We start from the raw sequence: 12,055 nt of genomic DNA on the forward strand, positions 1-12,055 counted from the left end.
AAGGATCAGGGATTGCCGCAAAGGATGCGACAAAGGCCCCGACCCATAGGATCGGTTGTTTATCATTGTAATTTTCCGCTTTGTGAAAGGATTTGATAGTTACGTCTTTGGACGCAATTTCATCCTCGCGGAGGTCGATCCAGATCGGCGATACTATGACTGGGCAATGCGCTATTGGCGATGCGCCAGTTAGAGCGGGTCGGCATCATCGTCCCAGATGCTTTGCGATCGGGGAGGAATGCGACATTGTGATCGTGGTCGGCCACATCATGGCCGTGGGCATGACCATGCTCCGCGATCTCGGTTTGATGATCCGTCACGATCTGTGTGAGCTCAGACATATCATGTGCCGCAATCCGTGCGTTGGACACCAACAGCATAGAGACCGCCAAAACGACGGTCAGCATAAGCCTGACATGAAATCCGATCTGCTGTCTCATTTTACCCGCAATTTTGCGGGTTAAGGCCCGCTTGCTTTATCCCCCCAGGGGGGTTACGCCTGTCTTATGACAGATCACCACACCCATGCAACCCACCCCGATATCGTAAAGCGGCTGAAACGTGCCAATGGTCACCTTCAGAGCGTTATCGCGATGATCGAAGGTAATAGACCCTGCACCGATATCGCCCAGCAACTCCATGCGGTTGAAAAGGCAATCCTGCAAGCCAAGCGCACGTTGATCCAAGACCACATCGATCACTGCCTTGATGAGGCGATTGTTGGAACGGGTGACACATCCGCTGTGGCAGACTTCAAGGCCATCACAAAATACCTTTGAGGGATCACTATGCTCGCAATCCTTGCCGACCGCACCTATCGCCATCTGTTTCTGGCCCAGATCGTGGCCCTACTTGGCACCGGGCTTGCGACCATCGCACTCGGGCTTTTGGCCTATGATCTGTCTGGTGAGCGGGCGGGTCTGGTCTTGGGGACGATTTTCACGATCAAGATGGTGGCCTATGTGGGGATAGCACCCATTGCTGGTGCGTTTGCAAACCGCTGGCCACGAAGAAAGATGTTGGTCAGCCTTGATCTCATCCGCGCAGCAGTGGCACTTTGCCTGCCTTTCGTGTCCGAGGTCTGGCAGGTCTACATCTTGATCTTTGTGCTGCAATCAGCCTCTGCCGCCTTCACGCCGACATTTCAGGCCACGATCCCAGACATCTTGCCCGAAGAAGACCGCTACACCCGTGCGTTGTCACTGTCTCGGCTGGCGTATGATCTGGAAAACATTATCAGCCCGACGTTGGCCGCGATCCTGCTGATCTTCGTGAGTTATCAGACGCTGTTCTTTGGCACCGTGATCGGTTTTGCCGCCGCGGCCTTGCTGGTGGTGTCTGTCCTGCTGCCCAACCCGCAACCGGCCGCCCCTCGCGGCATCTACGACCGCACCACACGGGGGATGCGGATTTACCTCGCGACACCACGACTGCGGGGGCTTTTGTCACTGAACCTTGCGGCTGCGGCTGCGGGCGCGATGGTTCTCGTGAATACCGTGGTATTGGTGCGGTCCGATTTGGGTCTTGGTGAAACGCAGGTTGCCATCGCACTGGGAGCCTTTGGTGGCGGATCGATGCTGGCAGCCATTTTGTTGCCCCGATTGCTGGACAACCGTCCTGACCGACCTGTGATGATTGGTGGTGCGGCTGTGCTTGTCGCATCGCTGCTTGGCCTGTCGCTGTTGTCGTTGGTCTATGGCATTCAGTGGGCCCCGCTTCTTGTGGGCTGGCTTATCGTCGGGATTGGGTATTCGACAGTCTTGACCCCATCGGGGCGACTTTTGAAGCGCTCCGCGCACGCCGAAGACCGGCCTGCGGTTTACGCAGCCCAGTTCGCCCTGTCACACGCTTGCTGGCTTGTCACGTATCCGTTGGCAGGATGGATGATCACTGTGGCTGGGCCAACAATTGCGTTTGCCAGCCTTGCACTGCTGGCCGCGACCGGGATGGTCGGCGGGGTTTTTCTTTGGACGCAAAACGATGCCGGAACGATTGAACATACTCATAGCGATCTCCCAGATGATCATCCTCACATTCGGCAGGGTCGATCACATAGCCACCCGATCGTCATTGATGACTATCATCCGCACTGGCCACGAGCATAAATACCGAAAAGCGGCCCTTGGAAAAAGATCAGTAAACGACAGTCTAGTCCGCATTGTATGAGGTGCCGCACCCTGCCACAAAGATCAGCTTTTTCCTGTGAGATAGACAATCTAGCCTCGGCCCGACCTCGATGGGCATAATTCCCATGGGACGGTATCTTACCCACAAATGGCTGATAATGAAGTGGATCGACAGGAACCGATGAACTTCAGGCGACGGCCATAATCGAATAGTCTGGCGTTCCCTTCCAGACGAGATCCCAGGACGCACCAGGGCGGACGTTTTGGATCGCGCGGGGCTCAAAGCATACGAGGCAGTTGCCACCTTGTGCAGGTGCTCGGACAGATGGGTAAATTAAACCGCGCGAGCCCTCTCGCCGCAGGTGTTGCGCAAGGCCCTGACCCACAGGATATCCAACATGCGGATCGGCATTGAGTGCCAAATGATCTGGTTCATCGGTAACATCATCGAAAACCCCGATGAAATCCGCCAGCAGCTCAACATAGCGCGCACTGTCCTCAAAACAGCCCGTGTAGCCAAGCTCTCGCGTCCGGTGCCAGGCCACTTCGCTAACCGAGACCATCACATCCCAAGCACAATACCAGGCTCCACGCTCCTCAGAATTGAAACGATTGCCGCCCGCCCGCGTATAGGTGAACGCTGCGTTGACATGTGTGTCGCCATAGATGCGCAAGTCCCGGCTCCGCCGCTGCCAAGCGAGTTCGCGCGGATCCAAATGAGGGTTGCGGCCCCGTTCGGCCAAAAGGCGCGCGCTCGTCATCCCCTCGATCTCCGCAAGGATCTCTAGCTCATCGTCCGTATCCACAAGGCCACGAAGTGCCGGTGGTTGGTGGTACGTGGCGGGCAAGAGGCGAACCAAACCGCGATCAGAAATTTCTGTCCGCTTCATGCGCCACCGCGAAGGGCGTCGAGATAAGTCCGGGCGGCCAGAATCTGCGGTAGGCCTCCCTCGATCACCGTATCCACCGGTCGGCTGCCACTAAACAAAGGTCCCGCGTTCGGGCGTGTGAACCAGCTTCGCGCCAGCGGTTCGGAAAAATAGAGTTCGAGCGACTTGTAGATGCCGATCACCGCGCTAAGGCGCAGGAGTTGATCCTTGGTCAACTCCCCTGCGAAATCGGGCTTCTTGGCGCGCTTCCACGTACTTTCGGACATGTCCGCAAGACCCGCTGCTTCTTTCAAGCTGAGGCCCCAAGCATCGACGACGCGGGCATAGGCTTTCAGCGCGACAGCATTGACCTGAGCGGGTTCGCGGACTCTTTCTGCAACTTGCATCTCGATCTCCTCTATACGTCCAATATAGTTCATATGACCACAAAGTAAAGACCATATGAACACATCGAGCAGCCAGAGCAGTCAAAACAGAACTGCCCATCTCACCATTACCCAAACCTCCGCCCAGCTCCCGTGAAGGTGTATTCGTTAGCAATGATCCCATCCTCGATAGATTCATCTGAAATAAGATGATCATGCTCAGCCTCAAGCTGGCGATAGAGCCAACGCGCGAGGCCGCGCAGGGCCTCGGTAACGATCTCTTCGGCGTCGGACGTCGGCGGCTGCCAAGTCGCGCTGTCCCGCGTAACATCAACGGACATTGTGTATTCGTGACAATAGCGGCCTCGGTGGCTGGCCTCGGCGCAAAGCTGATAGAAGTTCCGCCGCTGAATGGCCTGCAGCCGATCGGCGATGCCGTGCAGCATTTCGTCCGTCGGGGCATAGTCACGAATGCGAGTGGCCGAGCTCTTGGCGTGGCTGAGATAGCCCTCGAACGCGGCTCCATCCCCCTGTGACCAGAACCCCGAAAACCAAATGCACGGTTTTTGCCGGGTGCCCCCGCCGATCAGGCGCACAGAGGTGGTCTTCAGACGAATGCCAAGGATGCCGCAGATGCGCTCAAAATCCTCATAGACTGCGTCCCACCAATCTTCGTGAGTCCCAAGGTCGCGATACCAGCTGCGAGCCCTTTCCTTTGCCGCGTCAGACAGCTCAGGAAACTGGTAGACGGTCGTGCAGATAATCTCAGGCATCGATGTCCTCCTCGTTCAGCGTGGCGCCGAAACATTCATTAATGTTGCTCCAACCAAAGGATTTGCGGTCGGTAAAGTGGATCAGGTAGGAAAAGTGGGTGTAAAATTCGGCCATAGGCTCTCCTAGAGAATGACACCGCCCGACCACTACGGCCGGGCGATTGTGGGACAGGGATGGGTTGCGGAAGATGCGTCAGGACCCGGCATCAGGCGCTGCGCGCTGTGCAGCGGCATGCTGATCCAGCAATTCGCGGTAATACCGCTTTCGTGCCTCCCGAAAACTGCGCACACGCAAGGTGTCGGGATGAAGTGTCCCTATTGCGGCCCGTAGCACGGCACAGGCAGAAGCGTTCGGCGGTATGCCGAGGCGTCGGTAGGAATTTGTCATGCCAAGCGTCCTCGCCCGTGCCGCCCCTTGTTCTTCACCGAAGACAAGGCGTTGGGATAGGGATGTGCCATCGTCACCCCCTCAGAATTCTTGGGGGAAGCGTTCGGACGATAAAGACCGCTCGTTGAACTCGATATGGATGCAACGAGCGCGGGCGTCGAAACAGAATTCGCCATAGGCACGGTCGTTGGTCTCCCAACCGTCGTGGGTATCATCGAGGAAATCGTAGGCGAGTTTCTCGACCACGTCTTCGAGCGAGAGGCTGCGCATTTCGACTTCAGGAGTGTCCCAAGTCAGCGCGACATAGGGGATTTCCACTGCTGGAAAATCGACGGGTTTGTCGCTTGACCAAGCAGCTATGCTATCGATTTGGCCGCTGTCGCCCGTACCATCGAATGTAACGGTGACATGGGTGATACCGGCGGCAATGAGACCGTCGAAAAGGCGGTCTTGGTTGCCCGGGCGCAAAGCCTCGATCCGGGCGATACGCTCGGCATGTCCGGCAAAAATCGCCCCCAGGTCGATAGGTAACGGCGGCAGCGGCGCGGGAAGAGTGGGCTCAGTCTGGTTCATGTTGGATCTCCGGTTTGAAGGAAAAGGTCGGAGCTAGCCGGGGCAAACTCTCTCACCCTGCAAAGCTCACAAAGCCCCCTGCCCTCCTCTGTCTCTCTGGCGTCATGCCGCGATCTGCAGTGCCCGAATGGCGAAGCTGCGCCACAGCGGATCGACGAGGCGCGCCTCGAGAACATCGGCGCAGTGACGCAAACGCTCGGCGAGATTAGGTTCTCGCCAATCTTTGGCGCGGCTTGCCTGGGCACGAAGCTGGCTCGCCTCGGTCACGATGGCCCGTGCCTCAGCGGCATTGGTCACCGGGTGGCACCACGCGACCGCACCCTTTCTGACAGATCCGGCCAGAACCAGTCGCTCGTCGCGATCAAGAATCGCCAGAAGCTGCGGCGCTGAATTTTGGGCGAGCTCATCGGCATGGGTGATTGCAGCCTGCATGGCCTCTGCCAGCGTGGCGAAACGGTTTAGGATTGTCGGGCCAGCCTGTCCCGACATCGCCGCAGCAGGGTTCCGACACGACCGCGTCAGCGCAAAGGGCAGGCTCGGATCAGCCAACCTTGTCGCAAAGCATGGCGGGAAGCCCAAAGGGGGCGAGGTCGGCTGGATCGGCAAGGAAAGGTCGAACATGGGCATATCTCCAACGGCGCGGGAAGCCACTCTCCCCGCCTCATCCGTCAAAGACCAAACCGCCGCCCTCTTCCTCGAAGGGGCGACGGCGCCAGACCGGCCCATCTTGAGGCAGACCATCAGCGCATATGGGGTAAGGACAGCGACCGCCGCAGATGCAGGCGGTCGCCAGAACGAGAGACGCCTCAGCCGACCCGGTCGAGGAGCTTCTTTGCGCGTCCCTCCATGTCGAGTCGTGCATCCTGCTGGGTCTTGTCACGCGCCAGCCGCGTGATCCCTTGCACGAAGTCAAAGATGCTTCCGGGCGGACGGCCCTCTTCCATCAATACTTTTTCGATGATCTTGCCAGATTCCGCCTTTGAGAAACCGCGTTTGCGCAGAAAATCATCCCGGTCCTCATCCGTGCGCGCCACGATTTGTTGCCGCGCGGCCTTGATGCCGTTCACGAAACCCTGCGGCGAGGAGTTGGCGAAGCGCGTCAATGCAGGCGCAGCCTCATGCGCAAAGCGGGACGCTGCGTATTTCGAGTGGCGGATCTTGATCTCTTGGAAATCCTCGACGCCCCAGAGGTTGCGGTTCTGGCAGACGGCCCGCAGATAGAAGCTGGCCATGCCAAGCGTCTTGGCCCCCACTTCGGAATTCCAGCAATAAAACCCGCGGAAGTAGAGATCGGGCGAGCCGTCGGGCAGCTTGCCCGCCTCGATCGGATTGCGATCGTCGACTAGGAACAGGAACACGTCACGGTCCGAGGCGTAGAGCGTGGTCGTATCACGGCTGATCTCGACATCGGGGTTGTAGACCCCAGTCGACCAGTCGAGCACACCTGGCACTTTCCAGCGCGTATCGCCCGTGCCATTGCCCGCGATGCGCTGCACCGCCTCGACCAGCTCGTAATCATGGATGCGGCCATAGTCGGGACCGGTCACAGCGCGCAGTTCCGTGCGGCCATCTTCGGTCTCGAAAGTTTTCACCTGCTCGGCACGGTGGTTGGTAAGACCGTATTGCAAATTTATCCCCGCTAGTGGTGCGGGCAGCTGTCGCAAATAGGAGGCGGGGGCACCGATGATGCTGGCGAGTTGGCCAAAGGCCCAATGAGTTGGGACCACCGGTTCCTGCGCCTTTGGCAGCATCAGGTGCAATCGCTCGCCATTGTCACGCGATGCCTCGACACGGATATCGGCGGTCTGCACCACACGGCTACGGCTGCGCTCGGACCGAGCCTTCACCGAAGCCCAGAGATCATCAAGCGAGAGATACCGCTCATCATCCGGACGGTTGAACCATTCGGACGACACCCGACCGTTCCGCTCGCCCCGGCTTACATTCACTTTATAACCGCCGGTTGCCTTCGTTTGAACCGGATCCAAAACTTCCACGATGCCCATTATCGTTCACTCCACGACAGGCGCTGGAAGCCACTCTCCCAGCCCTAACCTGTCGCAAAACCAACCAGCCTCACTCGGACTCTCTGGCAAAATGGGCGGATTCATATCATTCGTTGCCGCTGCATTAAGTTCAGAGGATCAGGCAAAAGCGGATATCCACATCAGGCAAACCGGTTGATATATGGGTTTTTACAGGGTGGTCGGCGATCAGAGGGTTTATCCAATAACCAATCCCTAACTTCGAGTGATCTAATACAGACTTTCAGCCAGGATTCGGCGGTCCGTTATCATTACGAAACTCTTTGTTTTTAAGGAAACTGGAAACTCTTGTTGTGCGATCAACGACGTAGTCTCGAAAGCCATTCAAAAGTTCAGACGTTTGATGGTCATTGATCCCGGCCGCTTCCAACTCATTGATTTCGTCTAGACACCGTGTCAACGACATTGGCTTGCCGGTTGGAGAGATCAGTCGTTCAGCAATTTCGCGATCTAGCCGATCAACCACCATTTTAGGCAAGCGAGAACGAGCTTCAAAAAAGATCAAGCGCGTTCCAAATTCCCGTAATCGCTCATCCTCCATGGTTTGAACAACCTCGAACCTATTGAGCCATGGTGTCTTGTGGAACTGGTTTGCACGCGCTGTATCTTCGTCGCTTAGAAAGGTGCCATGCAACTTCTCTTCGATGTGCGACGGTTTAACAAATGGTTCGCGACTATTTATGTAGGCTTCAACAAGTCGGCGCTTCAGCGTGTTATCCTCGGCGACTTTCCTTGCCCGATCTTCTAGCGCGTCAAAACCAATTGATCCCAGTAGTCCTGCGGATGCCTCCCAGAGGGGCGTCATCGTCGGGCCAGCGTTTGTTTGAATTTTTCGGACAGGGCAGGGTTTTCGGGATAACGCCGAATGCAACTCCTGTGTGGTAAAAGTTGCTATTTCCTCAAAGTTTAGCCGCAAGTCGATGCAAAGCCGCCCATTACCGGGGTTAGGGTCTTCACCAATAAATACTACCGGCGTATGATAAGCGTGGTTACTAAAGGTCTCTGTGAGAAGAAATCCTTCCTCAGTCGCAATAAACTCTGAAACAGCGGCCTTGTTCGAGAAGCGCATGAAGCGTTGCCATAAATCGGGGCATCGTTGCTTAATCTGCTTGCAAAGAGACAGTGTTGTTTCTGTGTCGGCCATCGCGCTGTGGGCGTTGCTTGCGGATATCCCGTTTGCTGCCGCTAGCTCCGCGAGGCGGAAGATTGGCATTCCATCGTCCCGCAGCGGCACTGTAATGGAATCTTGGTCGATGGCGTGAGCAGCCAAGGTTAGTGACAGGACATCATTTCTGCCGTTGTTATGAAAACTGGTCAAATACGCTGGATGCAGAGTTTGAAACAGAGCGTACCGGAGCATCTCTTCATCGAACTTGATGGAGTTGTAACCAAGAAAAATTGAGGGCGACCAGTTGCGTAGCTTCGCTTCCACACGCAGCATCATTTCGTAATGAGACGGTTGCTGCTTATCGAGAAGCTGTTCAATTGGCAGCCCGTTTATAGCCAACGCGCCGGGGCTCGGAACGATGTTCGGATTGAGCCTTGAGCGCACCTCAAACCTATCAACTTCAACGAGATCCTTATCAGTTTTGATCGCCGCAAAATGAACGATTTGATCAAAGCCCTTGTGAAGTCCGGTTGTCTCTGTGTCGAAAAATACAAACGCCAAAAAACCTTAACCTCAAATCAACCCGCCCAGGCGGTACCTCATAGCTGAAACGCTCACACGAAATTTTTTGGCCAGTTTTTCAACACTTGTTTCGTCATCCATGTCCAAGCCGTCAGGTCCAATTTCTTCGAGTAAGAATTTTTCAGGCATCAAAAGTTCTGAAGCAAATGTATTGGCGTCAATTTCTAACGGGTCACTTCCTTGAGAAGATACCGGATCACGCCGCAATGCGCGCAGCCCCTTTGAAACATGAACTGTCGCTTGGATTTCTGTTGGGTGTAGGACGTGATGGCCCAGTTCATGGGCTGCCGAAAAACGTTGGCGGTTTGGATGATGAAGTGCATTGATACCGATAATCGAAATGCCGTCCTGAGTGTACGCCATTCCAGAAAGCTCTTCATCAAGCGGGGCGTATTCAAGCACTATATTCTTAGATTTTATTATTCGCTCGACGGGGACGGGGACGCGTTTAATGCCAAACTCTTCTAGCACCTTATTCGCCTCCCTTTTCGCCCGAACCTTATCGGGGGTCATCGTCCCAGTCTCTTTTGATCGCCCTGTTTTAGAGCCTTTCTGATCAGATCATTTAAGCTCGCCCTGCTTGTGTCTGATAAGGCTTCGCTAGTTGGCATCATATTGTCTTCTCCCTGATTTTCCGTTGCTGCTTTCAATGAAGGCAACAAATCCGAAACACTCGCCACTTTTAGGGCCAAGGCAATAGCATAAAGATGGTGAACGGCAACGTTTTGATGGCCACGCTCCATGTTTGCGATGGACGCACGGGAAAGACCGGTTCGCGACGATAGGTCATCTTGTGTCAATTTGAGTTGTTTTCGCCTGAGGGCGATAGCACCTCCAAGTGCCGCATATATGTTACTACTAGACATAGGTACTGTTAACGCCATTAACTCTGCCGTGTCAATATATTAAACAAATGTTTACTATATAAACAATCAAATGTTTAAGTTGACAAGCTTTTGTTAACCATACAGTTTATGCCTGTGAGATTCGAAACAATCGGATCAAACCGTAGAAAGGAAAGAAAATGTCGAAACGTATTCATGTTGTCCCGCACGGTTCCGGTTGGGCCACACGGCGGGAAGGGGCACAAAAGGTCAGCTCTCAGCACCGGACGCAAACAGCTGCAACTGGCGCGGCGCGCACCACCGCAATCCGGGAACATGGCGAAGTGGTTATTCATCGCCCGAACGGACGGATCCGCGATGCAAATTCATATGGGAATGATCCCTTTCCACCCAAGGGCTGACCGAAGGTGGACTAAACTATCCAACGTAACAAAAGGAAACTGGTAATGGCCGTAGAGCATACTCCCACAGGTGAAGTTCACGCAGGTTCAAAGGGTGGCAAGACTGGATGTGGTTTCGATACTACTGAGCATTCCAGTCACTGGGTGAGCACGTCCAAGCGCATCACTTGCGACAAGAATGGATGTAAAAATTAGGAATACCATGTGGTCGGCGAAGGAAAGTCACACAGCCATTGGGGCCGATGATCCTAACCAAATGATCCACACGCATCTTAGTCGGTGCGGATCATTTTGCCTGACGCTCATGATTGCAATCTAAAAGAGAGAAATACTATTATGCCACAAGATCATCAGGTCACTTGTATAATTCCAGACGGAGCTGACGCTGACCGGCGTATTGACAGCATTGGTGGCTCTGCGGGGGCTAAAGGGGGTGGCCCGTGGTGCATTAAGCTTGATGCCGCCATTAAGGGTATCGAAGACGGCACTTGGCGATTTTGGACTAGTGTAAATGGCAATTCGGTTTGGGTGATCATCGCCAAGCGCAACGGGAAAAAATATCTCAAGACAGAAGCTGATGGCGACGAACCAAACAACCTCCTGAGTTTGCCTCCATGCAAATAGTATGTAGTTGGGAAGAAAAGTCATACATGAAATGATGGTTTAATATCTAAGACGTGAGCTTGAATGAGAAATGCAGCGAGGAGTTGCAAATGGCGAGATGCACAGCACCAGTAGAGGGACACCGCTCAGCGAGCGCTGCGGCGAATTGCCCTGCATGCCGTGGCCGCTATGGCCGCAGCAGCGGTTACAGCAGTTACGGTTCGTACTCGCCCCCGTCTTACTCCTCGTCGCCGAGTAGCGGTGCCAGTCGTAGCAGCGGGGCCAAGACCAGCAGCAGCGTAAGGCCGAGCTGGTCACGACCGGGTTCGACCCTGACGTATACGCCTGTCCAAGTACGGGCGCTAACGCCGGTCCGCGAGAATATTGAGAAGCGAGTGTCGCTTGACCTTCGAGACGTATTTCTCTGCCACGCGTGGGACGATCGGCAAGGGGCCGCCAAGGAGTTGCACGATTTTCTCGAGGCACGCAGTGTTAAGGTCTGGTTCAGCGAGAAGGACGCTGGCCTTGGCGTGTCCTTGCTCCGCGCCATCGACAAGGGATTGGCGAACTCGCGGATCGGAATTGTGCTGGTGACTCCTGCCTTGTTGCGCCGCCTCCCAACTGAAAGCATCGCCGACAAAGAACTTTCTGCTCTCCTCGCGGGAGAGCGCCTCGTACCCATCGTGCACAACACGACATATGAAGCTCTCCGCGATGTCAGCCCCTTGCTGGCCTCGCGAAGCGGCTTGAGCACTGCAGAAGAATCGTTGGAAAATGTCGCGGCCAAGCTCGCCGAATTGGTCGCCATCTAGCTCAATAGTAGGTGTGCTATTGCTTTGTTCCGCGTCGCGGCCATAGGGCGCACCGAACTGTCGCATGATCCATAATTGTCCGACCTAAGGGAGCAGCAGAGCGAATTTTTCAACCACGCGAATGTCTGCCGGGGCCGGAAGCGCTTACCTTGCCCTTATAGCTGGCAAGCGCGCTTCATAGCGGGACGGCTCAGGACCCGGCAGGTTTCCCCGCCGGACCTTGGGGGAGACCCCGTTCTTTTCAGAACGGGATCTCGTCATCGCGGTCGACCAGCTCGGGGTCTTGACCCTCCGCCGACTTCGGGCGGCTGAGGAAGTCGACCTTCTCTGCGATGATCTCACAGCCGTAGCGGTCGGTGCCGGTAGCGTCGGTCCATTTGGTATAGTGGATGCGGCCGTGGACCAGAACCTTCATGCCCTTGGCGCAATGCTCTGCGACCGTCTTGCCGAGGCCGTTGAAGCAGGTGATGCGGTGCCATTCGGTGTCCATCACGCGGTAGCCGTTCTCGTCGCGCTGGACCCGGCCTTCCGCGAGGCGCGGCCG

General features: G+C 55.6%; 17 protein-coding genes. 5 read left to right on the forward strand and 12 right to left on the reverse strand.

The genetic code is table 11. From position 1 onward, the window contains the following. Positions 1-119 precede the first annotated feature (119 nt). A complete protein-coding gene (locus AKU79_RS02125; protein WP_050521941.1) occupies positions 120-440 on the reverse strand; it encodes a hypothetical protein in 321 nt (106 codons plus the stop codon). Positions 441-506: 66 nt separating this feature from the next. Here AKU79_RS02125 and AKU79_RS02130 point away from each other — a divergent pair, with 66 nt between their 5' ends. Continuing rightward, on the forward strand, positions 507-779 hold the full coding sequence (locus tag AKU79_RS02130; protein ID WP_050521942.1) for a metal-sensing transcriptional repressor: 273 nt from the start codon (positions 507-509) through the stop codon (positions 777-779). 9 nt (positions 780-788) lie between these two features. Beyond that, positions 789-2,105, forward strand: a complete 1,317-nt coding sequence (locus AKU79_RS02135) for an MFS transporter (RefSeq protein WP_050521943.1) — start codon at positions 789-791, stop codon at positions 2,103-2,105. A 209-nt stretch (positions 2,106-2,314) separates the two neighbouring features. Here the strand turns inward: AKU79_RS02135 and AKU79_RS02140 are convergent, their stop codons facing one another. From AKU79_RS02140 to AKU79_RS02180, 10 genes are all read right to left on the reverse strand, one after another. Beyond that, entirely contained in the window at positions 2,315-3,016 is a 702-nt protein-coding gene (locus AKU79_RS02140) for an RES family NAD+ phosphorylase (protein WP_050521944.1), read from the reverse strand. Next, positions 3,013-3,402, reverse strand: a complete 390-nt coding sequence (locus AKU79_RS02145) for an antitoxin Xre-like helix-turn-helix domain-containing protein (RefSeq protein WP_050521958.1) — start codon at positions 3,400-3,402, stop codon at positions 3,013-3,015. Before AKU79_RS02145 ends, AKU79_RS02140 begins: the two co-directional genes overlap by 4 nt. 107 nt (positions 3,403-3,509) lie before the next feature. After that, entirely contained in the window at positions 3,510-4,154 is a 645-nt protein-coding gene (locus AKU79_RS02150; RefSeq protein WP_050521945.1) for a hypothetical protein, read from the reverse strand. Further along, positions 4,147-4,269, reverse strand: coding sequence for a hypothetical protein (locus AKU79_RS19830; protein ID WP_269430748.1), 123 nt, complete (start codon positions 4,267-4,269; stop codon positions 4,147-4,149). The genes AKU79_RS02150 and AKU79_RS19830 overlap by 8 nt, the downstream gene beginning before the upstream one ends. A gap of 354 nt (positions 4,270-4,623) precedes the next feature. Continuing rightward, positions 4,624-5,115, reverse strand: coding sequence for a DUF6878 family protein (locus tag AKU79_RS02155; protein WP_050521946.1), 492 nt, complete (start codon positions 5,113-5,115; stop codon positions 4,624-4,626). A gap of 102 nt (positions 5,116-5,217) precedes the next feature. Beyond that, positions 5,218-5,736: a hypothetical protein gene (locus tag AKU79_RS02160; protein WP_050521947.1), complete on the reverse strand. Its 519-nt coding sequence runs from the start codon at positions 5,734-5,736 to the stop codon at positions 5,218-5,220. Between the two features lie 185 nt (positions 5,737-5,921). Beyond that, positions 5,922-7,121 (reverse strand): hypothetical protein, encoded by a 1,200-nt coding sequence (locus tag AKU79_RS02165; protein WP_050521948.1) that lies wholly within the window; start codon positions 7,119-7,121, stop codon positions 5,922-5,924. Positions 7,122-7,383: 262 nt separating this feature from the next. Further along, positions 7,384-8,829 (reverse strand): exonuclease domain-containing protein, encoded by a 1,446-nt coding sequence (locus AKU79_RS02170; RefSeq protein WP_050521949.1) that lies wholly within the window; start codon positions 8,827-8,829, stop codon positions 7,384-7,386. A gap of 12 nt (positions 8,830-8,841) precedes the next feature. Next, complete coding sequence (locus tag AKU79_RS02175) at positions 8,842-9,363, reverse strand: ImmA/IrrE family metallo-endopeptidase (protein ID WP_050521950.1); 522 nt, start codon at positions 9,361-9,363, stop codon at positions 8,842-8,844. Beyond that, a complete protein-coding gene (locus AKU79_RS02180; protein ID WP_050521951.1) occupies positions 9,360-9,716 on the reverse strand; it encodes a helix-turn-helix domain-containing protein in 357 nt (118 codons plus the stop codon). The genes AKU79_RS02175 and AKU79_RS02180 overlap by 4 nt, the downstream gene beginning before the upstream one ends. 158 nt (positions 9,717-9,874) lie before the next feature. On the opposite strand from AKU79_RS02180, the gene AKU79_RS18835 reads away from it, so the two are divergent. The 3 genes from AKU79_RS18835 (at position 9,875) to AKU79_RS19675 (ending at position 11,511) form a co-directional block, all read left to right on the forward strand. Further along, complete coding sequence (locus tag AKU79_RS18835; RefSeq protein ID WP_082223891.1) at positions 9,875-10,096, forward strand: DUF2188 domain-containing protein; 222 nt, start codon at positions 9,875-9,877, stop codon at positions 10,094-10,096. A 336-nt stretch (positions 10,097-10,432) separates the two neighbouring features. Then, positions 10,433-10,720, forward strand: coding sequence for a DUF3892 domain-containing protein (locus tag AKU79_RS02185; RefSeq protein ID WP_050521952.1), 288 nt, complete (start codon positions 10,433-10,435; stop codon positions 10,718-10,720). A 374-nt stretch (positions 10,721-11,094) separates the two neighbouring features. Then, positions 11,095-11,511 (forward strand): toll/interleukin-1 receptor domain-containing protein, encoded by a 417-nt coding sequence (locus AKU79_RS19675; protein WP_231580081.1) that lies wholly within the window; start codon positions 11,095-11,097, stop codon positions 11,509-11,511. A 241-nt stretch (positions 11,512-11,752) separates the two neighbouring features. On the opposite strand, the gene AKU79_RS02195 is transcribed toward AKU79_RS19675, so the two are convergent. After that, a partial coding sequence (locus AKU79_RS02195; RefSeq protein ID WP_050521954.1) for a single-stranded DNA-binding protein occupies positions 11,753-12,055 on the reverse strand: 303 nt, incomplete at its 5' end.

The organism is Pseudorhodobacter wandonensis (assembly GCF_001202035.1).
In the GTDB taxonomy this organism is placed as follows: Bacteria; Pseudomonadota; Alphaproteobacteria; order Rhodobacterales; family Rhodobacteraceae; genus Pseudorhodobacter; species Pseudorhodobacter wandonensis.